Annotated in this window: 18 protein-coding genes; 9 read left to right on the top strand and 9 right to left on the bottom strand. The window is 71.9% G+C overall.

From position 1 onward, the window contains the following. The first annotated feature begins 27 nt into the window (after positions 1 to 27). The 3 genes from DEJ34_RS05275 (at position 28) to DEJ34_RS05265 (ending at position 3,442) form a co-directional block, all read left to right on the top strand. Positions 28 to 1,716, top strand: coding sequence for a cation:proton antiporter (locus tag DEJ34_RS05275; RefSeq protein WP_110824021.1), 1,689 nt, complete (start codon positions 28 to 30; stop codon positions 1,714 to 1,716). An 82-nt stretch (positions 1,717 to 1,798) separates the two neighbouring features. Continuing rightward, a complete protein-coding gene (locus DEJ34_RS05270) occupies positions 1,799 to 3,127 on the top strand; it encodes an ABC transporter permease (protein ID WP_110911581.1) in 1,329 nt (442 codons plus the stop codon). Positions 3,128 to 3,157: 30 nt separating this feature from the next. After that, complete coding sequence (locus tag DEJ34_RS05265) at positions 3,158 to 3,442, top strand: hypothetical protein (protein WP_146232769.1); 285 nt, start codon at positions 3,158 to 3,160, stop codon at positions 3,440 to 3,442. Between the two features lie 51 nt (positions 3,443 to 3,493). Here the strand turns inward: DEJ34_RS05265 and DEJ34_RS05260 are convergent, their stop codons facing one another. Further along, positions 3,494 to 4,012, bottom strand: a complete 519-nt coding sequence (locus DEJ34_RS05260) for an 8-oxo-dGTP diphosphatase (RefSeq protein ID WP_110911580.1) — start codon at positions 4,010 to 4,012, stop codon at positions 3,494 to 3,496. Positions 4,013 to 4,077: 65 nt separating this feature from the next. On the opposite strand from DEJ34_RS05260, the gene DEJ34_RS05255 reads away from it, so the two are divergent. Further along, positions 4,078 to 4,428, top strand: coding sequence for a tryptophan synthase subunit alpha (locus DEJ34_RS05255; protein ID WP_110823852.1), 351 nt, complete (start codon positions 4,078 to 4,080; stop codon positions 4,426 to 4,428). A gap of 20 nt (positions 4,429 to 4,448) precedes the next feature. Beyond that, the gene (locus tag DEJ34_RS05250; protein ID WP_110911614.1) at positions 4,449 to 5,339 is read left to right on the top strand and encodes an aminodeoxychorismate lyase; all 891 of its coding nucleotides are present in this window, start codon (positions 4,449 to 4,451) and stop codon (positions 5,337 to 5,339) included. A gap of 57 nt (positions 5,340 to 5,396) precedes the next feature. Here the strand turns inward: DEJ34_RS05250 and DEJ34_RS05245 are convergent, their stop codons facing one another. Further along, on the bottom strand, positions 5,397 to 6,599 hold the full coding sequence (locus tag DEJ34_RS05245; protein ID WP_110890547.1) for an amidohydrolase: 1,203 nt from the start codon (positions 6,597 to 6,599) through the stop codon (positions 5,397 to 5,399). 383 nt (positions 6,600 to 6,982) lie between these two features. Here DEJ34_RS05245 and DEJ34_RS05240 point away from each other — a divergent pair, with 383 nt between their 5' ends. After that, a complete protein-coding gene (locus DEJ34_RS05240) occupies positions 6,983 to 8,053 on the top strand; it encodes a Fic family protein (RefSeq protein WP_181422261.1) in 1,071 nt (356 codons plus the stop codon). A 109-nt stretch (positions 8,054 to 8,162) separates the two neighbouring features. Here DEJ34_RS05240 and DEJ34_RS05235 read toward each other — a convergent pair whose 3' ends face one another. Together DEJ34_RS05235 and DEJ34_RS05230 are read right to left on the bottom strand one after the other, a co-directional pair. Continuing rightward, complete coding sequence (locus tag DEJ34_RS05235; RefSeq protein WP_146236934.1) at positions 8,163 to 9,005, bottom strand: hypothetical protein; 843 nt, start codon at positions 9,003 to 9,005, stop codon at positions 8,163 to 8,165. Beyond that, entirely contained in the window at positions 8,995 to 9,534 is a 540-nt protein-coding gene (locus DEJ34_RS05230) for an RNA polymerase sigma factor (RefSeq protein WP_110900719.1), read from the bottom strand. Before DEJ34_RS05230 ends, DEJ34_RS05235 begins: the two co-directional genes overlap by 11 nt. A 241-nt stretch (positions 9,535 to 9,775) precedes the next feature. Between DEJ34_RS05230 and DEJ34_RS05225 the strand changes: the two genes are divergently transcribed. Then, on the top strand, positions 9,776 to 11,947 hold the full coding sequence (locus DEJ34_RS05225) for a S9 family peptidase (protein WP_110911577.1): 2,172 nt from the start codon (positions 9,776 to 9,778) through the stop codon (positions 11,945 to 11,947). Positions 11,948 to 12,017: 70 nt separating this feature from the next. On the opposite strand, the gene DEJ34_RS05220 is transcribed toward DEJ34_RS05225, so the two are convergent. From DEJ34_RS05220 to DEJ34_RS05210, 3 genes are read right to left on the bottom strand one after another with little or no spacing between them, the layout of a single operon-like run. Beyond that, positions 12,018 to 13,547, bottom strand: a complete 1,530-nt coding sequence (locus DEJ34_RS05220; RefSeq protein WP_110911576.1) for a CYTH domain-containing protein — start codon at positions 13,545 to 13,547, stop codon at positions 12,018 to 12,020. Continuing rightward, complete coding sequence (locus tag DEJ34_RS05215) at positions 13,544 to 14,374, bottom strand: hypothetical protein (protein WP_110911575.1); 831 nt, start codon at positions 14,372 to 14,374, stop codon at positions 13,544 to 13,546. Before DEJ34_RS05215 ends, DEJ34_RS05220 begins: the two co-directional genes overlap by 4 nt. Beyond that, on the bottom strand, positions 14,371 to 14,703 hold the full coding sequence (locus DEJ34_RS05210; protein WP_110890540.1) for a PadR family transcriptional regulator: 333 nt from the start codon (positions 14,701 to 14,703) through the stop codon (positions 14,371 to 14,373). The genes DEJ34_RS05215 and DEJ34_RS05210 overlap by 4 nt, the downstream gene beginning before the upstream one ends. A 68-nt stretch (positions 14,704 to 14,771) precedes the next feature. On the opposite strand from DEJ34_RS05210, the gene DEJ34_RS05205 reads away from it, so the two are divergent. After that, a complete protein-coding gene (locus tag DEJ34_RS05205; protein ID WP_110824018.1) occupies positions 14,772 to 15,044 on the top strand; it encodes a mycoredoxin in 273 nt (90 codons plus the stop codon). A gap of 139 nt (positions 15,045 to 15,183) precedes the next feature. Here the strand turns inward: DEJ34_RS05205 and DEJ34_RS05200 are convergent, their stop codons facing one another. Further along, on the bottom strand, positions 15,184 to 17,310 hold the full coding sequence (locus tag DEJ34_RS05200) for a DEAD/DEAH box helicase (protein ID WP_110823848.1): 2,127 nt from the start codon (positions 17,308 to 17,310) through the stop codon (positions 15,184 to 15,186). A gap of 522 nt (positions 17,311 to 17,832) precedes the next feature. Then, complete coding sequence (locus tag DEJ34_RS05195; protein WP_181422260.1) at positions 17,833 to 19,074, bottom strand: aminoglycoside phosphotransferase family protein; 1,242 nt, start codon at positions 19,072 to 19,074, stop codon at positions 17,833 to 17,835. A gap of 79 nt (positions 19,075 to 19,153) precedes the next feature. Between DEJ34_RS05195 and DEJ34_RS05190 the strand changes: the two genes are divergently transcribed. Then, the gene (locus tag DEJ34_RS05190) at positions 19,154 to 20,215 is read left to right on the top strand and encodes an FUSC family protein (protein WP_284180709.1); all 1,062 of its coding nucleotides are present in this window, start codon (positions 19,154 to 19,156) and stop codon (positions 20,213 to 20,215) included. The last annotated feature ends 1 nt before the right edge of the window (position 20,216 follow it).

Genomic DNA, 20,216 nt, shown 5'->3' with positions numbered 1-20,216 from the left:
AACCATCCGGATGGGAGGATGGGCCTCATGGGCACCGCGGAACTCCTCATCCTGTTGATCGGTTCGCTCGCGGTGACCGGCTTCGCCCGCGCCAAGGGGCTGCCCGCCCCGCTGCTCGTCACGGCCGTCGCACTCGCCGTCTCGTTCCTGCCCGGCCTGCCGGAGATCGAGATCGACTCCGAGGTGATCCTCACGGTGATCCTGCCGCCGCTGCTGTACTCGGCGGCACTCGACGTGTCGTGGCAGAGCTTCCGGCAGTCGATCAAGCAGATCCGGCGACTCGGTATCGTCCTCGTCATCGTCACGGCGCTCGCGGTGGGACTCGCCGCGTACCTGATCATCCCCGACATGGACTGGCCGGCGGCGATCCTGCTCGGCGCCGTGGTCGCTCCGCCGGACGCCGTGTCCGCCGCCGCGATCGGCCGGAAGCTCGGACTCCCCCGCCGTGTGATGACGGTGCTGTCCGGCGAGAGCCTCATCAACGACGCGGCGTCGCTGACCTTGGTCCGGGTGTTCACGCTCATCGCCGCGGGCACGTCGCTCACCATCTGGCAGGACCTCGGCATCTTCGGCCTGGCGATCGGCGTCGGCTTCGCGGTCGGCATCGTCCTCGGCGTCGCGGTGCACTGGATCCGGATGCGCATCAACGACCCCGTGGTCGAGACGATCATGAGCATCCTGTTGCCCTTCGTCGCGTACGTCCTCGCCGAGCACCTGTCCGGCTCCGGCGTCATCGCGGTCGTCACCGCCGGCCTGTACATCGGGTACAACTCGCCGAAGGAGGGGTACGCGACGCGACTGCAGGAGCGCCCGCTCTGGACGAGCATCGACGTCATCCTCGAGGGGTTCGTGTTCGCCCTGATCGGGCTGCAGCTGAAGACGGTCGTGCAGGACCTGCTCGAGAGCAACCGCAGCCTGGCCCAGACCCTCACCGCGGCGGCCGTCGTGCTCGTCGTCGTGGTCCTCGTCCGTCCGCTCTTCGTCTTCGAGTCCTACGCGCGCAACCGGATCAACGGCAGGTGGCTGAGACCGCTGCGCGTCCGGTTGTCCCGCGGTCACCGTTCCCTGCGGTGGTTGCGCGGCACGGCGGAGCCGAAGTTGAACTGGCGGGAGCTCACGGTCATCTCGTGGACCGGCATGCGGGGCGTCGTCACGCTCGCAGCAGCCGTCGCCGTCGTCTCCGACCCCGTCCAGGTCAAGGCGCAGGACACCATCTTCATCATCGCGTTCGTCGTGACGGTGGGCACACTCCTGCTGCAGGGGCTGACGTTGCCGTTCGTGATCCGCGCGTTGCAGGTGCAGGACCCCGGGGAGAGCGAGGAGGACGTCCGCAGCGAGATGCGCCTCAACCAGCGCACGACCGAAGCGGCGATCGCCCTGCTCGAGCGCCGACGTCCGGCCTGGGCGGAGCAGTACGGACACCAGGCCGTCGACAGCGTCGTGAACCGCCTGAAGGCCCGGCTCGAGCGGCAGGCCGAGACCCTCCGCCGCGATGCCGAGGAAGAAGAGGACGAGGAGCGCAACGCCCCGATGCGCCTCCGTGGCGCACAGATCCAGGACATCCGACGCGAGCTGCTCGACCGTCGCCGCGAGATCGTCCTCGAGGAGCGCGAGAAGGGCAACCTCGACGAGGAGGTCATGCGCCGCGTGCTCGTGACGCTCGATGCCGAGGAGCTCGCGATGGACTCCGCGCAGGCCTCCCGCAGCCGCTCCTGATCCCGTCGCCCACCCCGGAGGCACCCCTGCTGCCGCAGCGTATCGTGGAGCGCCAGACGACAGGACAGGAGCGCAGCGCCGAGTGAGCACGCCGCGGAACGACCGACCGAGGAAGAACGACCTGCCGGAACGGGCAGGTGGTGCGCGGACGGCCGCCGGTCCACCCGCCGCTGCCCGCTCCAGCGCGCCGCCGAAGCAGCAGATCGGGCGCTACCGGCGCTGGTACTCGACCCTGCACCCGTCCCTCCAGCTCATCGGGCTGCAGCTCTGGATGCCGCTGTTCTTCATCGTCGGCTTCTGCCTCTGCTACGTCTTCGCCTTCCACGCGCCGCATCCGCACGACGTCCCAGTGGCGCTCGTCGGCAGTGACCCGTCGTTCGTCGCGGCCGTGCAGAAGGCCCTGCCGGGTGAGTTCGTCTTCCACACCTACGACTCGCTCGCGGCCGCGAAGCGGGACGTCCTCGCCGGGTCGATGGCGGTCGCGTACGACCCGTCGGCCAACACCTTCTTCAAGGCCAGCGCGCACCAGTTCCAGGTCGCGAACCTCGTCCCGGCGACGCTGACGGCCGTGTTGACCGGCATCGGGGTCGCGACGCCGCAGGTCACCGAGCTCGCCGCGCTGCCGGCGCGGGACGAGTACGGCACCGTCCCGATGTACGTCATGCTCGCGTGGTGCATCGGCGGCTACATGGTCGCGATGTTCATCGGCATCATGGGCGGGCCCCTGCGGCACCGCACCCGCATGACCGTGATCGTCGTCGGCGGTCTCGTCATCTCCGTCATCACGAACACCCTCGCGGGTCCGGTCGTCGGTGCGATCTCCGGGCACTTCGTGCCGCTCGTGCTCATCGCCTGGGGGTGGATCGTGGCCATCGGACTCGCGGTCAACGGGCTGAGCTACTTCGTCGGCCGCTTCATCGCCGCCCCCGCGATGATCTGCTTCGTGTTCCTGTCGATGCCGTCCTCCGGCGGGGCCTACCCGAAGTGGTTCATGCCGGAGCCGTTCGCGTGGCTGAACCACGTCGTGGTCGGCTCGAGCATGGTCGACATGATCAAGCACGAGGTCTACGGCGTCGGCCCCGGTCCGGCCCGCGGGCTGATCACCATGGCCTGCTACGCGGCCGCCGGGCTCGTGCTCATGTACTTCGGCAAGCAGTGGTGGGAGCGCCGTCGCATCCGGGCGATCGTCACCGGCCGCACCACGATGTTCCAGGACGCGAACACCGCGAACCGCGAGTTCCTCGGTCGTGAGCGCGACGCCGAGCTCGAGCGGCACGGCCTGACCTCGACCGCGACCGGCACGCTGCAGGTGGTGCGCGACGACGGGTGGGAGGACGACCGCGCCGGCGGCGACGTGTTCACCGGTGGCCGCGACGGGCTCGAGAACGATCCGCTGGACCGCGGTCGGTAGCGCTCCCGGCGTCGGTATCCTGGGGTGATCATGTCCCGCATCGCCTGGCACCGCCTCCTCGTCACGATCGTCGTCGTCTTCCTCGTGCTCGCGGCGATGTCGTACGTCACGAGCATCGTCCTCGCGCCGAGCGGCGGCCGCAGCGTCGCCGGGCTCTGGGACGGCTGGGCGATGTTCTCGCTCGTGGCCGCGATCGCCTTCGGGGTCGTGGACTTCTTCGTGCGTCCGCTCGGCGGACAGAGCGGGGACGCGGACGTGATGGCCGCGGCCGAGGAGGCCCGGACCGGCAGCACGCGGACACAGCGGTCGCGCTGACCGTCGGTCGACGTCGGGCCCGCAGGCCTCACCGTCCGGCGTCCCCGGCGCTCAGGCCGGTTCCCCGATGCCCGTCCCGGTGAACCCGGCGACCGTCGCGTCGTCCTCGGCGAACACGACCCGCGCCTCGACCCGACCGCCCGCGAGCACACCGGGCAGCCAGTAGCGCGCGTCGTCCCACATCGCCTCGTAGGGGACGGCGTCGACCGGCACCCACCGCGGCTCCAGCTCGTCGCCGCCCGACGGCTCCCCCTGCCAGCGGCGGCAGACGAAGACGTCCGAGACCTGGGACCAGGACGGGCGGAACGGGAACCGGTAGTCCAACGTGCCACGGGCATCCAGGTCGGCAGCGTCGACGCGGAGACCGACCTCCTCGGCGACCTCGCGGACGGCGGTCTCGACCGCCGTCTCGTCGCCCTCGCGCTTGCCGCCCGGACCGACCACGCGGCCCGTGCCGAGCCCGCGTCGCTTCTCGCCGAGCAGGACCTCCGGCCCGTCCGCACCGTCCCGCAGCAGGTACACGACGACCACGGCCGGGTGCTGGGACTTGCTCTCGTCGCGCTCGGTCATGTGGTCCAGTGTGGCCGATCCGATGACGTACGCTCGTTGCATGGCAGGCGTGCTCTGGGGGCGTCATGGCTGAGTCCCGGAGGGCGGGGCGCAGCCTCGAGGTGCTGCGCGCCGAAGCCGCCGAGGAGATCTCGGTCATCGTCGAACACCGCTGCCGGCAGGGCGACGACCCGTGGGACTTCATGCACACGCTGCCGACCGTGGACGAGCAGGTCGTGCTCATCCTCCGCGCCGAGGCCATGGACGTCGACGTCCGGATCGGCCGCCGGAGCTCCCAGTGGTCGGCGCACCCGGCCTCCGGTCACGGCACCGAACACGGCGAGGAGTACCACCGTCTCCGGCGCATCGCGCTCCAGCACCCCGAGCTGACGCAGGCGGTCTGGAAACTCATGGACGCGCTGCCCGGCGGTCGCTGACCTGGGGTTGGATGGGTGGCATGACCGACACCGTCCTCGCCGTCCTGAACCAGCCCTCGCGGTCCGCAGCCCCGCACGACCCGGAGGCGGACGCCTTCACGTGGGAGAAGCCGCTCGAGGAGCACGTCCAGGTGATGGACCTCGGGCTCACCCGCGGGGACGGCGTCTTCGAGACGATCACGGTCATCGACGGCCGACCGCAGGCGCTCGAGGCGCACCTGGCCCGCTTCGTCCGCTCCGCCGCCAAGCTCGACCTGCCGGATCCGGACGTCGACGCGTGGCGGCGGGCGATCGAGGCCGTCTGCGCCCGGCTCGACCCGGTGCGCGAGGCGTACGCGAAGACCGTGCTCACCCGGGGCGTCGAGGGCCTCGGGCGTCCGACCGGGTGGGTGTACGCGGCGCCGTCGGCCGACCAGACGCGTGACCGCACCGAGGGCATCGGCGTCGTCACGCTCGACCGCGGCTACCGGCACGACGTCGAGCGGACCTCCCCGTGGCTGCTGCAGGGCGCGAAGACGCTCTCGTACGCGGTGAACATGGCGGCACTCCGGGAAGCCGTCCGCCGCAGAGCCGACGACGCGCTGTTCGTCTCGACGGACGGGTACGTGCTCGAGGGCACCCGCGCGAACCTCATCATGTCCGTGGGCGGCCGCTTCGTGACGCCCCGCACCGACATCGGCATCCTCGACGGCACCACGCAGGCCGACGTCTTCCGCTTCGCCGAGCAGGAGGGCATCGAGACCGCCTACGAGCTCGTCACGCTCGACGACCTGCGGGCCGCCGACGCGCTGTGGCTGGTCTCCAGCATCCGGCAGGCGGCGCCGATCCACACCGTCAACGGGGTGCGGATCGAGATGGACCTCGGCATGACGGAGCGCATCAACGACTTCCTGCTGGCGCGCGAGGACTGACGCGTCGGACGGGAGGCACGGGGCGGGGGTGCGCCGCGCCTCCCGTCCGACACGGTGTCACCAGCGCGGTGTCGTGACGCCCTGACCGTCGACGTAGGCGAAGACCTGGCGGCCCTCGATCCAGACGCGCTGCGCGCGGCTGGTCGCGTCGAGCGGGTCGCCGTCCCAGAGGACGAGGTCGGCGTCGTACCCCGCGGCGATGCGGCCGACACGGTCGCCGAAACCGAGGATGTCCGCGGGGGCGGAGGTGATCGCCTCGAGCGCGGTCTGCCGGGGCAGCCCGTCGCGGACGGCCATCGTGGCCTGGGTCACGAGCATGTTGATCGGGACGACCGGGGCGTCCGTCGTGATCGCGACCCGGACCCCGGCCGCCGCGATCGTGGCGAGGTTCGGGATGCCGCGGTCACGGAGCTCCACCTTCGACCGGCTCGTGAACAGCGGGCCGTAGACCACCGGGATGCCCTTCTCAGCGAGCAGGTCGGCGATCTTGTGGGCCTCGGTGCCGTGGTTCACGACCAGGCGGTAGCCGAACTCCTCGGCGAGGCGGATCGCCGTCGCGATGTCGTCGTGACGGTGGGTGTGCTGGTCCCAGGCGAGCTCCCCGTCGAGCACGCGCGCGAGGGTCTCCTTCGTGAGGTCACGCTCGAACGGCTCGTCCTTGCGCGCAGCGGCGTCGCGGGCAGCGCGGTAGTGGTCGGCGGCCAGGAAGGCCTCGCGGATGACCTTCGCGACGCCGAGGCGGGTCGACGGCGTCTGGCCCTTCTCGCCGTAGACGCGCTTCGGGTTCTCGCCGAGGGCGCTCTTCACGCTGACGCTGTCCGAGATGAGCTGTTCGTCGATGGTGCGGCCGCCCCAGGTCTTGATCGCGACCGTCTGCCCTCCGATCGGGTTGCCGGAGCCGGGCTTGACGACGATGCTCGTGATGCCGCCGGACAGGGCGTCACGGAAACCCTCGTCCTCGATGTCGACCGCGTCGATCGCGCGGACCGCCGCCATGTTCGGGCCGGTCATCTCGTTCGTGTCGTTCCCGGCGGAGCCGTTCGCCTCCTCGTGGATGCCCACGTGCCCGTGCGCCTCGACGAAGCCCGGCAGGAGCCAGGCACCGGCGGCGTCGACGACCGGCAGCCCGTCCGGCGGGGTGACGTCCGGTCCGACGGCGGTGATCCGGCCGTCCTGCACGACGACCGCCCCGCCGTCGAACTCGTCACCCTCGACGGGGACGACGTGGGCACCGGTGATCACGAACGTGTTGTCAGTCATTCCACAACGGTACCGATCGGTGCCCGTACCGGGACGAGCCGGGCCGACCGCGCCGGCCCGGCCCGTGCACACGACATCCGGGTTCTTCGCTGATCGGGCCGCACCGCCACTACCGTCGGCCGGTGCGAGGAACGGGAGGCAGCATGACGGGCACCACGGACACGACCGACAGGACAGTCACGATCGGCGCGGACTGGGCGCTCCGTCCCGGGGCGTCGGGTGCACCACGCGCGGCGATCGGGAGCGGGCGTGCCGCGGGGGCTTGGCCACGCCACGGCTCGACCACGCGTCCGTGGCGGAGCAACCGGCGGCTGCCGCGCGCCGACCGGATGACACACTCGGTGCGGTGTGCGGTGCCGCCCGCGATCGCGGAGCAGACGTACGTGGCGCCGCCCGACCTCGCCGCTCTGCTGACACGCGCGACCGACCGCCTGGTGGACCTCGACCGCCGGCTCGGTGACCGCACGGCCGCGTTCGACCTGCTGCTCGCCCGGACCGAGGCGGTCTCGTCGTCCCGGATCGAGGAGGAGCACGCCACGCTCGACGACTACGCCCGGGCGCTCGTCGGCATCCGCGCGAACGGCAGTGCCACGGCGATGGTCGGGGCGACCGCCGCCCTGCGCGGGATGATCACGGCCGCCGGTCGGGGCAGCATCACCGAGCGGTCCGTGCTCGACGCCCACGCGGTGCTCATGCGGGACGACCCGGTGGACGGCCCCGCCGCCGGGCAGTGGCGTCGGGTGCAGAACTGGATCGGCGGCGGGGTGTGTCCCCGGGACGCCGCCTACGTGCCGCCGCCCGCGGACGACGTCCCCGCCGCGATGGCCGACCTCTTCGCGTTCCTCGCACGCGACGACGTCGACGCCCTGGCGCAGGCCGCGATCGCCCACGCCCACTTCGAGTCCGTCCACCCGTTCACCGACGGCAACGGGCGGATCGGTCGAGCGCTGGTCAACGCAGTCCTGCGGCGGCGTGGCGTCACGACCGCGCTCGTCGTGCCCGTGGCCGCTGCCCTGGTCGCCGATCGAGCGGGCTACTTCACCGAGCTCGAGCGTTACCGGGACGGCGCCGTCGACGGGATCGTCGCCCTGACGGCGCGGGCGGTCGGCGTCGTCTGCGACGAGGTCGAGTTCGCCGCGCTCCGACTCGACGAGGTCGAGCACGACCGGAGCGCGGTCCGCCCGACCGGTCACGGACCGCGGGTCACACACCGCTCGGACCTCCTCCGCGTCCTCCTGGCCGATCCTGTGCTGACCGAGGCCGCGGTGAGCGCAGCGCTCCCGGCGGACCTGCCGTGGACCGACGCGGTGATCGACGAGCTCGTGGGCGCCGGCGTGCTCCGCCCCGTCACGGAACGTCGACGCGACCGGGCGTGGGTCGCGGCCGACGTGCTGGCCGAACTCGACGCACTCGCCGAGCGGATCCGGGCGGCAGCGGCACCGGGGTCGTCCTGATGGAGCAACAGACCGGTCGTGGACGCACGATCCACGAGCTGAGGTTCCTGATGGACCGTTCGACTCGACAGCCTGGAGGGAGACCAGTTCCACCGCGGAACGGGCCGATTCAGGCACCACAGACGGCCATCGGTCGGTTCGGATCGGTACTGACCCAGATGGCGTTCACGTGTTCCCCGTCAGTTCCGACCTGGAAGCGCAGTACACCGTCAGCTCGTGTGACGTCCCACATCGACCCCGGGCCCGAGAAGTCCGGCGCCGAGTTGACCAGCGTCGGGTACACCGCACGGACCTCCCCGATCGTCGAACCGACACCGATCCCAGCTGCCGTCGTCGGGCCGGGCACCAGGCTCGTCGGAGTGCCGCCGTCCTCCGCCGTGATCAGAACGCCGGACACCGATCTGACGAGGGCGCCGGAGGTTTCCGTCTCCTCCCAGGCGAGCTCGATGGTCGAGTAGCCCTCGCGTGCCCACGTGCCCGGTACCTTGCACGAGCCTTCGCCTGGTGGAAGTGACCGGTAAGCGACGCCGAGGTCGTCGCCCTCGGCCTCGAACGCACCGCCGATCGCGATCGGCCCGACTTCAGAACCGGAGATGGTCCACGTGGAGGGGTCGTTGAGCGCGAAGGCGCCCTTCGTGCCCGTGGGTGTCGGTGTGGGGTCGGGGATCTCCTGGACCGGTGCCGCTGCCGGCGTGCTGGGCATCGCTGGTCCGGTGGGGCTGGGCGACGGCGCGGGGGCCGAGGCCGTGAAGGGCTGCGGGATCATCCCGAGGGCGACAGCGCCGCTCGTGGCGCCGAGGCCGAGCAGCGCGATCACGCCGATCGCGACACCGGCACGTCGGCCGCGACGGCGCGGTGCGGTGCGACGGTCCTCGGCGCGGTCGAGGACCGTGTGCTTCATCGAGACGAGCATCCGCTGCAGGTCGTCTCCGGTGGGGGGCTCAGTGTTCATCGTGCATCACCGCCTTCTTCAGTCGTGCGCGCGAGCGGGAGACCCGCTGGGTGACCGCCCCGACGCTGAGGCCGAGGATCTGCGCGGCCTCGGCGTAGGAGTGGCCCTCGAGCAGGCACAGCTCGCAGATGCGTCGGTCGGTGGGTGCCAGTGCTGCGATCTCGTCGCGGACCCAGCGCAGGCGTTCGCGGGCCTCGTCGGCACCCGGATGCGCCGCGAGCTCCTCGGGGAGCTCGTCCCCGCGGTTCTTCGCCGAGCGTCGGGCCTGGTTGCGGGCGTGGTTGCGGCACACCACGAGCAGCCACGGCAGCAGCGCACTCGTGGCCAGGTCGAGTCCGGCAGCCTTCTGCCAGAGCGTGAGGAAGGTGTCCTGCACGAGTTCCTCGACGTCCTGTCGGCTGTCGGCCAGCGCCCACGCGTAGCGCGTCAGGGTCGGCGCGAACCGGTCGAACGCGTCGGCCAGCGCCGTCCGGTCCCCGTCCGCGAGCCGACGAGCCAGTGCTGCGTCGGCTTCGGTGTCGTCATCCACTGATGCCCCCTCTCACTCGGAAGTGTCGAGAACGACGCGATCATGACAGGCGACGGAGCAACCGACCAGCACCCCTTCTGCCGACGTGGTGTCGGAGGGGCCGGTCACGGACCGAACTGCACCCTGCGCGAGCATCAGCGCGACGAGGCTCACTCTCCGACGATGCCGGCGGGATCGAGCGCCTCGAGCGTTCCGTCCGGAGCCGGGACGGGCCTCCATCCCGAACGCATAGGGTGGGCCGGTGACCAGCGAGCACGACGTGACCACCCCGCCGACCGCCGCCAAGCGGCCCGTGACGCGGACCCACCACGGCATCGACTTCGTCGACGACTACGAATGGCTCCGTGACAAGGAGTCCCCGGACACCGTCGCGTACATCGAGGCCGAGAACCGGTACACCGAAGCGCAGACCGAGCACCTCGGTGCGCTGCGGGACCGCCTGTTCGACGAGGTGAAGAGCCGCGTGCAGGAGACCGACCTCTCGGTGCCGGTGCGGATGGGCCAGTGGTGGTACTTCACCCGCACGAGCGAGGGCAGCCAGTACGGCGTGCAGTGCCGCGCCCCGATCAGCGGGCCGGACGACTGGACGCCGCCGTCCCTCGACGAGGGCTCAGCCACCCTCCCGGGCGAGGAGGTCGTCCTCGACGGCAACGCCCTCGCCGACGGACACGACTTCTTCTCGCTCGGCACGTACGACATCAGCGACGACGGCAGCCGCCTCGTGTACGGCGTCGACGTCGAGGGCGACGAGCGGTACACGCTCGCCGTCCGCGACCTCGAGACCGGGCAGGACCTGCCCGACACCATCCCGAACACCGGAGCCGGCGCGACGTTCGACCCCTCCGGGCGGTACGTCTTCTACCCGACGGTGGACGAGTCCTGGCGCCCGGACCGCATCTGGCGGCACGAGGTCGGCACCGCGGCGGACGCCGACGTGGTCGTGTTCGAGGAACCGGACGACCGGTACTGGGTCGGCGTCGGGGTCACCCGTTCGTCGCAGTACATCGTCATCGAGCTCGGGTCGAAGATCACCTCCGAGGCGCTCGTCCTCGACGCGTCCGACCCCACGGGCGAGTTCCGTGTCGTGTGGCCGCGTCGCGAGGGCGTGGAGTACGAGATCGAGCACGCGATCGTCGGGGGCAGCGACCGTCTGCTCGTCCTGCACAACGACGGCGCGGAGAACTTCGAGCTGGTCGACGTGCCCGCGGACGACCCGACCTCGACCTCCGACCGCCGCGTGGTCGTCCCGCACCACGAGGAGCGGCGCATCGAGTCGGTGGACGCCTTCGCCGGGCACCTCGCGCTCGAGTACCGGTCCGAGGCGCTCCCCCGGATCGCCGTCATCCCGATCGAGGGCGACGGCTACGGCGAACCGCACGAGGTCCCCTTCGACGAGGCACTGTTCTCGGCCGGACTCGGCGGCAACCCCGAGTGGGACCAGCCGACCCTCCGCCTCGGGTACACGTCCTTCGTGACGCCGTCCGAGGTGAGCGACCTCGACCTGACGACCGGACAGGTGACCGTCCTGAAGCGGCAGCCGGTGCTGGGCGGGTACGACCCGGCCGACTACGTGCAGGAGCGCGACTGGGCGACCGCTGCCGACGGCACCCGCGTCCCGATCTCGCTGGTGTGGCGCAAGGACGCCGTCGACGCGGACGCCCCGGCGCCGCTGCACCTCTACGGTTACGGGTCGTACGAGCACTCGATCGACCCCGGCTTCAGCGTCATGCGCCTGTCGATGCTCGACCGCGGGGTGGTCTTCGCGGTCGCGCATGTCCGCGGTGGTGGCGAGATGGGCCGGCACTGGTACGAGGACGGCAAGACCCTCACGAAGAAGAACACCTTCACGGACTTCGTCGCCGTCGCCGAGCACCTGATCGACAGCGGTCGGACGAGCGCCGACCAGCTCGTGGCCGAGGGCGGCAGCGCCGGTGGGCTCCTGATGGGCGCGGTGGCGAACCTGGCCCCCGAGCGGTTCGCGGGCATCCTCGCCGCGGTGCCGTTCGTCGACGCGCTGACGAGCATCCTCGACCCGGACCTGCCGCTCACGGTGATCGAGTGGGACGAGTGGGGCGACCCGCTGCACGATGCCGAGGTCTACCGCTACATGAGCGAGTACACGCCGTACGAGAACGTCCGCGACGACGTGCAGTACCCGCGCATCCTCGCCGTGACCTCGATCAACGACACCCGCGTGCTGTACGTCGAGCCGGCGAAGTGGACCGCGAAGCTCCGCGAGGTCGGGGCTCCCGTCCTGCTGAAGACGGAGATGGCCGCCGGCCATGGTGGCGTCAGCGGACGGTACGACTCGTGGAAGGAGCGGGCGTTCGAACTGGCCTGGTTGCTCGACGTCCTCGGTCTGGCCGACGTCTCCCCCGCGGCCGCGACGGCGAACCCGATCGCGGCCGGCTGAGCGGACCCCGCGACCGACACGACGACGGCGCGCACCCGACCCGGGTGCGCGCCGTCGTCGTGTCCGACGGTCACACGCGGTTGAGCGCGTGCACCGCCTCGTCGTAGGACTCCTCCGCCAGCCGGACCCGGTCGCCGGCGAGCACGCCGTACCCGAACGTCCCTTCGCCTCCGCGATCGGCGATCCCGGAGTGCGTGCGGAGCGCGTCGAGTGCGTACAGCGACCGCACCCGCTCGGTGAGGACGTCGGCGGCGGTCCCGATGCGCTTCCACAGTGCGTGCGGGAAGGCGTCGTCCCCGAGCACGTCCATCGCGAGTCGTGCGCGCATCGTCCCCTGCCAGGCCAGTTCGGTCGCAGCCCGGTCGGCTGCTTCGCGTGCGGCCGCCGTGTCGGAGGTGTCGTCGGCCACGGCGTCGCGCACGAGCTCCCGGACGTGGGGCTTCACCGTGGCGGTGACGTCCTGGGCGACCTTCTTCGGCGACCGGAGCGCCCACGCCGTCGGGGCGGGCCGCTCGACGGCGTCGTCGAGGGCGTCGAGGAGCTCCAGGAACGGCTCCCCGTGCAGCGCCGCGACGACGTCCCGCACCGCGGAGTCGCGTCGCTCGCGCGTGGCGGCGAGGATGCGTTCGCGGGTCATGGCGTCGACGAGGGCGTCCTGCGCCGGCGTCGACGCCCGCGGCAGCCGCTCGACCAGGTACTCGGCGAGCGCGGCGCGGGCGGCCACGTCGGCGAGGGCGTCGGCGCCGGCGACGGCGCGGTCGACGGCGTCACCGGCGGCGAACGCGGGTCGGTAGGTCTGCAGGATCGCCGCGATCTCCAGCGTCGTCGCGGCCACGTCGCGGAGCTCAGCGTTCTCGCCGGACCGCAGCCGGGCCTCCTGGCCGAGCAGCGCGGAGCGCAGCTTCCCGAGACGCTTCGTGAGGATGCGCGCGGTCGTCCCCTTCTCGGGACGGTCGACGGTCTGGAGGCGCGGTGCCGGTGCGCCGGCGAGCCCGCGTGCCAGCTTGGACGCGACTGCGGCGGGGCCGGCGCCGACGGTCGCGAACCGACCGTCGAGCGCGGCGAAGAGCTCGTGAGCGACCTGTTCGTCCACACCGCCGAGGGTCTCGACCTCGACCTCCCGCCAGGTGCGCGGGTCGGCCGGAGCGTCGTCGTCGAGCCGTTCGGCGACGACCCGGTCGTCCGCGAGTTCGGCGATCTGGTCGCCGTCCTCGTCGAGCAGGCGGGTGACGGTGCGGGTGGTGGTGATGCGGACGACCGGGTGCAGTCCGCGGCCCCGGCGCTCGGTGAACAGGGCGGCGAGGACCTCGTCGGGCACGGTGTCCGGGTCCTCGGTGAGCGGGAAGTGTTGCTCGTGCCGGACGGTGTCGGACTCGGCGCGCTTGATGTGCCAGCCGGCGTCGTGTCCCCCGGTGCGACGGCGGACGGTGACGTGCGCGGCGACGAGGTCGTACCGCTGCGTGTCCCAGTAGGTGGCGTCGAGCTCGAACGGCTCCTGGTGGTCAGCCCGCATGATGCCGCCGACGCCGATCAGGTCGGGGAGCGGGGCTCCGTCGGGCAGGTCGTAGGTGCGCTCGATCTCGAGGTGGGTGTCGCTCACGCGGTCCTGTCTACCAGGGTGGCGGCATGCTCCTCACCACGGGTGCCTCGGCTGGACCGAGCGGTTCGCCAGGCCAGGAGCCCGGCGACGACCACGGCGAGCCCGAGCAGGGAGATGATGCACGGCTGCAGCCGGATCGGGACGACCACCCACAGCGCGCCGCTCTCGATCAGGGTCGCCACTCCGAGCGGAACGAGCAGGAGCAGCCAGCCGCGTCGTGGCGCCTCGATCGCGACGAGCCAGCCGGCGAGCGCGAGGAGGGACGGCAGCACCGCCGGCAGGATGCTGACGGGCCAACCAGAATCCGGGACGACGAGCGGGGTGACGACCGCACCGACCGCAGCGGCCGCGATCAACGCGGCACCGAGGCGACGGCGACCGGGACTCGATCCGGGCAGGAGCAAGGCCGCCGCGGTCACCGCTGCGCCCGGGACCAGGTACGACAGGAGCCAGAAACCGATCACGCCGACGGTGCGGTCGAGGTCGCTCTCGTACCCGTAGTTGGGCTGCAGGATCAGCCACGGTCCGGTCATCAGGATCGCCAGGACGGCGACCCTGACCAGCACCGGGACGGTGCGGATGGTGTGTGGTGTCGCCGCTTTCGAGAACGGTGCGGTGGTCATGGTCTCTCCCCAGGTGGTACGCCGAACCCCTCGGCGGTGGAACAGTGCGGTGGTGAAGGCGCCGAAGGCCAACGCCGTCGGTGAGAGCCCGAAGTCGGCCGCGTCGCGCAGGTCCGCCTGCCATTGCTCGCGCCGGACCGGGCGGTGCTCGGCGGGTGAGATGGCCACGGCGGCGGCGACGAGGGCGCGGCTGAACGCGGTCACGAGGTCACCGGCCGGGTGCTCGGGCGCGGTGCGGGACGGGTGGCTGCGGCGTCGGCTGTTCGTCGAGCGTCGACGAGCTCGTCCGCAGCTTGACGCCCGTCGGCGGTGAACTCGTAGAGGCGGCGACGGGGCCCGGAACGCTCGGCGTCGTCGTCCCAGCTGGAGTCGACCCACCCCTGACGCTCGAGTCGTTCGAGGATCGGGTACACGGTGCCGGACGGCCGTCCGACCACCTTGATGAGTTGCAGCCCCCAGGCCGGGCCCTCTGCCGCGAGCAGGGCGGTGAGGACGTCGAGCGTCGGAGCGGTGACGCGGAGCAACGGTTCCATGCTCGTAACCTAGCTATGTAGGACAACCCGGTCAAGAGCCTCCCGGGGAGCAGGGCGAGAATGAGGACATGAGCGAGACGATCACCCGTGACGCGTTCGTGCCCCAGGCCGGCGGCGTCACCATGTTCACCACGAGCTGGTGCGGCTACTGCGCCCGGCTGAAGAACCAGATGACCAAGGCCGGTGTGCCCTTCCGCGAGGTCGACATCGAGCAGACGCCGGGCACCGCCGAGCTGGTCGCCGAGGTCAACGGCGGCAACCAGACCGTGCCGACCCTGGTGTTCCCGGACGGCAGCACCGCGACGAACCCGTCCCTGGCGGAGGTCCAGTCGCGCGTCTGACGCGCGCGGCGCGGCCCGGCGCGAGCTGGCCCAGCACAACGAGAACCCGCTCGAACCACGGACGTCCGTGGTTCGAGCGGGTTCCTGTTGTGCGGTGCCGAACGGCGCCGGGGCTGGGCAGCGAGCGCCGCACCGAGCGCTAGCGGCTGAGCGCGTCCATGAGCAGCGCGGCCATGGCGTCGAGCTGGATGTCGCCGGAGTCGACGACCTCCTCGTCCGAGCCGTCGAGCGCCCGGGCCGCGAGTCCGGCCTTGCTGTCGATGAGCTCGGCGATCTTCGTGTCGATCGTCTGCGCGGCGATGATGCGCCATGCGGTGACCGGCTCCTCCTGCCCGATGCGGTGCACGCGGTCGATCGCCTGGGTCTGCTCGGCGCTCGTCCAGGACAGCTCGGCGAGGACGACGTTGGACGCCACCTGCAGGTTGAGCCCGACACCCGCCGCGGTGAGCGAGCAGACGATGACGGCCACGTCCGGGTCGTTCACGAACGAGTCGATCTCGGCCGTGCGCTGCGCCGGCGTCTGGTCGCCGCGGATCGTCGCCGTGCGCAGGTGCCGACGGGCGAAGACCTCTTCCGCCTGGTCCATCACGTCGAGGTGCTTCGCGAAGAACACCACCTTGCCGACGTTCGAGGCGAGCTGCGCCGCGTAGTCCGCCGCGAGCTGCGCCTTGGCCCGGCCGATGCGCCGCACCATGGAGAACACGTTCTCGCCGGTGGACGAGGCGTCCTGGTCCTCGAGCTCCCAGCGGGCGACCTGGCGGACGAGCTTCTCGTCGATGCCGACGACCGGGTCCTGGCCAGTGCGGGCGGCGAGCGCCTGGTGGTACCGCTTGACGAGCTTCGCGGTGAGCTCGCGCTCGGCGTCGCGGATGGAGCGGCCCTCGTCGCCGTCGAGCTCGACGGGGATGTCGGCGATCCGGCGGGCGGGGATGTCCGCCGCGACGTCGACCTTGCGCCGTCGGACGATGCCGAGGTCGATCACGGCCTTCCGCGCTTCGGTGAAGAAGCCCTGGTCTGCCGGGGTGAGCCCGATCTCCTCGAGCTCGTTCATGAGCTGCGCGCGGGGCTTCTTGTCGTCGATCCAGCCGAGGAACTCCCAGATGGTGCGGAAGTCCTCGACGGAGTTGATGAGCGGGGTACCGGTCAGGGCCATGAGCAGCGGGTTCGCCGTCCGCTCCCGGATCTTCTCGGCGAGCTGCAGCACGTACTTCGAGCGCTGCGACTCCTTGTTCTTGATGAAGTGTGCCTCGTCGACGACCATGCCCTTGAAGCCGAACGTGCCGAGCCAGCCGACGTGCCGGTCGAGGATCTCGTAGTTGACGATGAGGATGTCGGCGAAGCCGTCGAGGTCCTGCCCGTCACCGTGGATGACGGTCGCGCGGTGGTTCGGCACCCAGCGCTCGGCCTCGCGCGCCCAGTTCGTCTTGACGACGTTCGGGACGACGACGAGCAGCGGGAAGGCCTTGGCCGCGTCCGCCGCGAGGAGCGACTGCGCGGTCTTGCCGAGACCCGGTTCGTCGGCGAGCAGGAAGGTGCGGTGTCCCTGCGCGGCGGAGGTGACGAGCTCGGCCTGGTGCTTCATCAGCGTCACACCGGAGGGGGTGTGCAGCGACGCGGGCTCGGGCAGCGGCATGGACGCTGCTCCCCCGCCGGCGCCGTACTCGAACGACTTGAACAGCGGACCGAAGAGCTCCCAGTTCGCCAGCCGGCGGGGATGGGCGACGGGCTGGTCGGCGAGCGCGAAGTCCGGCGGCAGGAACGGGTTGGCGAGCTGGCGCTGCACGACCGCCTGCGGCACGACGGCACGCTCGGGGGTCTCCACCGCCGCGGTGGGTTCGGCCGCGATGACGAGGTCCTCGGGCTGGAGCTCCATGCCGGCGGCGATCATCATGTCGCGCTTCACGGTGCGGGTGGCCTCGGAGACCGCGGCCTCCTCGGTCAGGAGCTGGATGACGCTGGTGTCCCGGGCGGCGGTCTTCGCCAGGATCGTCGCGACGCCGTCCAGGCGCTTGAGCTGCTCGGCACGCTGTGCGTCGGTGAGCGTCGTGTCCGCCTTCACGCGGGCGCGCTCCTCACGCATGAGCAGCGCCACTGCCTGGAACTTCGTGCGGTTCGTGGCCTTGAGGGCTCCGCGCTGCGCGGCGGCCTCGACCTCGCGGACGGCACGGGCGAGGACGGGGATGAGGCCGTCGTTGTCGAGCGGCCGGGTCCGGCGCGACGCCGTCCGCGTGCCACCGGCAGCGCGGCGGGTACCTGATCGAGCCAAGGCTCCTCCTGTTCCGCCCTCGTCGGGGCGAGCCACCCGGTACGGGCGGAAGTCGTGTCGGTGCGTCCGTCGCACCCGGGTCCTCCCCGGGCCGCCGTGGCCCGGAGCGCACCGGATCGTCCGGCTGACCGCATCGCACGGCCCAGGGTGAGGACCGGTGGTCGATGGAACGGCCTGCGCGGGAGGTCCGGCGCCGTCGCACGCACGCGTCGTCCCGGAACTGTGCCCCCGGAGAGCTCCGCCCTCCGGAGGGCCACGCCTCGATGAGAGGCCCACCCCAGGAGGTCCGAACCCGGACGACGCGGATCCGGCACCCGCACCGGTCAGGCGACCGGTCGTCGCGGCAGGAATCGACGCGACATACGAGCACGCGGTGCGTGCGCGGTCAGTTTACTCCCCAGCCGACGTCGGAGGCGACTCCCCGCCCGCCGCGCGTGGCGGGCCTCCCGGCCGGTCGCCGTCGACGCGCGGCCACGCTGACCACCTGACCGCAGCCGGAACCGTCCTCGTCGGGACCGCTGGTCAGACGCTCGGCGCGGACCGCGGACGGCCGGAGCCGGACGGGAGGCTCGGGGCCGGCTCCGCCAGGGCGGCCCGCGTCGCGGCGAGCAGCTGCTCCGCCGTCGCGATGCCGTTCGCCGACCCGGTGGTGGCCTGGCCGCCGGCGTGGGCGAGGAGTTGCGCGCCGATGGCGGGTCCGATGCGCTCGGCCTCCTGCGGGTTGCGGGCGACCCAGTCGCGGGCGACGGCGTCGGCGAGACGCTCGGCGGCGGCCCCACGCTCGGCGTCCCCGCGCGACCGGTGCCAGAGCCCGGTGACGACGAGGTGCGCGACCACGGCGCCGATGTCCCGCACCGGGTGTCCCCAGCCGGCGGTGTCGATGTCGAGCAGGCCGGAGATGCGCCAGGGCTCGTCCTCGTCGACGAACACCTGCTCGAGGTGCAGGTCCCCGTGCACGACCTGCTTCTGGCCCGCGGCCCACCCGATGGAGCGGCGGCCGATGGCGTCGTACAGCCGGTCGATCTCCTCGGCGTCGCCGGGGAGCGCAGTCGTCAGCGTCCGACGGTGCCAGTCGGCGTGGTCCATCGCGTCGGCCCGGGCCTGCTGCGTCATCGGCACCGTGGCGATCCGCCCGGTGAGCGCGGCGAGGGACGCCACGAACCGCGGGTCGTCGGCGATGTCGGTGATCCGGCTGCCGGCGGGCACGCCGCGGACGAGTTCGAGGACGAGCAGTCCGTCGCCGCGGCTCGCCAGCACCCGCGGCACGGGGAGGCCGGCGGCGGCGAACTGCTCGTGGGTCCGGACGATCGGGGCGACCCGGTGCGGACGGACGATCTTGATGAACAGGGTCCGTTCCGGGGCGTCCACGCGGACGACGGCGCGCTTCCCCGGTCGGTACGCGGCGACCGTCAGCGTCGGGTTCGTCACCGGCAGCCCGAGCGTGGTGAGGAGCTCGGCGACGGCGTCGCGGTACGTCACCTGCGGCAGGACCGGGAGGCCCGGGTCGTTCGGGTAGGCCCACACCGACACCGGGTCGCCGGTCGTCGGGTCGGTGACGATGGCGCTGTTCTGGTCGTGGGTGCCACCGGTGTCGACGTAGGTCAGGACGGTGGCGCGCTGGCCGGCCCGGTCGACGGTGTCCACCTCGTAGCCGTACAGGTAGCCGTTGCCGGACGGCTCGACCGAGTGAGCGCGCGCGGCGACGACCGTCGTCCCGGACCCCGCGAAGGCCTCGGGGATGACTCGCTCATGGTTCGGCCACACGTCCACAGTCAACCGTGTCACCGGGGATCCGTCGCGTTCGTGCCCGGCTCGGCGTGCGGCTCGTGGCTACCGTGGGAGCGTGAACCCGGTCGCGCCCCTCCGCAGCTCGAGTCGCACACCCTTCCTGCAGGTCGTGAAGACCGCGGTGGCGGTGGTCGCGGCGGTGCTCCTGTGCGAACTGCTCATCCGCGGGCCCTTCCCGACCTTCGCCGCGATCGCCGCCCTGCTCGTCGTCCAGCCGAGCATCAACCAGTCGTTCGTCAAGGGCCTCGAGCGGAGCGCGGGCGTGCTGCTCGGCGTGGTGCTCGCCACCGGGGTGCACCTGCTCCTCGGCGACGCCGTCGCGGTCGTCCTGCTCGTCGTCGTCCTCGCGATCCTGCTCGCCTGGGCACTGCGGCTCACACCGACCTCCGCGACGCAGGTCGGCATCAGCGGCATGCTCGTGCTCACCGCGGGTGTCGTCACGCCGAACTACTCGGCCGACCGGATCCTCGAGACCGTGGTCGGCGCGGTCGTCGCCCTCGCGGTGAACGCCGTCATCGTCCCGCCGGTGCTCATCGAACCCGCGCACCTGGCGGTCGCGCGGCTCGCCCGTGACACCGCCGCCGCGTTCGAGCGGATCGCCGTCGGACTGACCGAGGGGTGGGACGCCGGACGGTGGGACGAGGCACTCCGCCAGGCCCGCGCACTCCGCCAGCAGCACGGCAGGACCGAGGCGGCGCTGACGTCGGCGCGCGACTCCCTCACGATGAACCCGCGTGGCGGCCGGCACCGCACGATCCTCGAGCGCGACGTCGCGGTCGCCGAACACCTGCGGGTCCTCGTCACGCGCGTGACCGGCATGACCCGTGCCGTCCGGGACAACACCGCCCCCGACCTGCGGGCCGACCCGATGGTCGGTCGGATCGCCACCGAGGTCGCCCGGATCGGTGCCGACGTCCGACGCCTCGGTGCACAGGTCGAGTCAGCGCGGTTGACGCCGGGTGAACTCGACGACGGTCCGGAGGACGCCACGCTCGAGCACGCCCTGACGGCCCCGCTCGCGGTGGTCCGGCCGAACTCCCGGCACTGGGTGCTCATCGGGGCCCTGCTCGAGGACGTCCGACGCGTGCGCGAGGAACTCCTCGGCGAGGACGACTGAC

Source organism: Curtobacterium sp. MCPF17_050 (assembly GCF_003224435.2).
GTDB lineage: Bacteria > Actinomycetota > Actinomycetes > Actinomycetales > Microbacteriaceae > Curtobacterium.
This window is presented reverse-complemented; position numbering and strand designations above follow the sequence as displayed.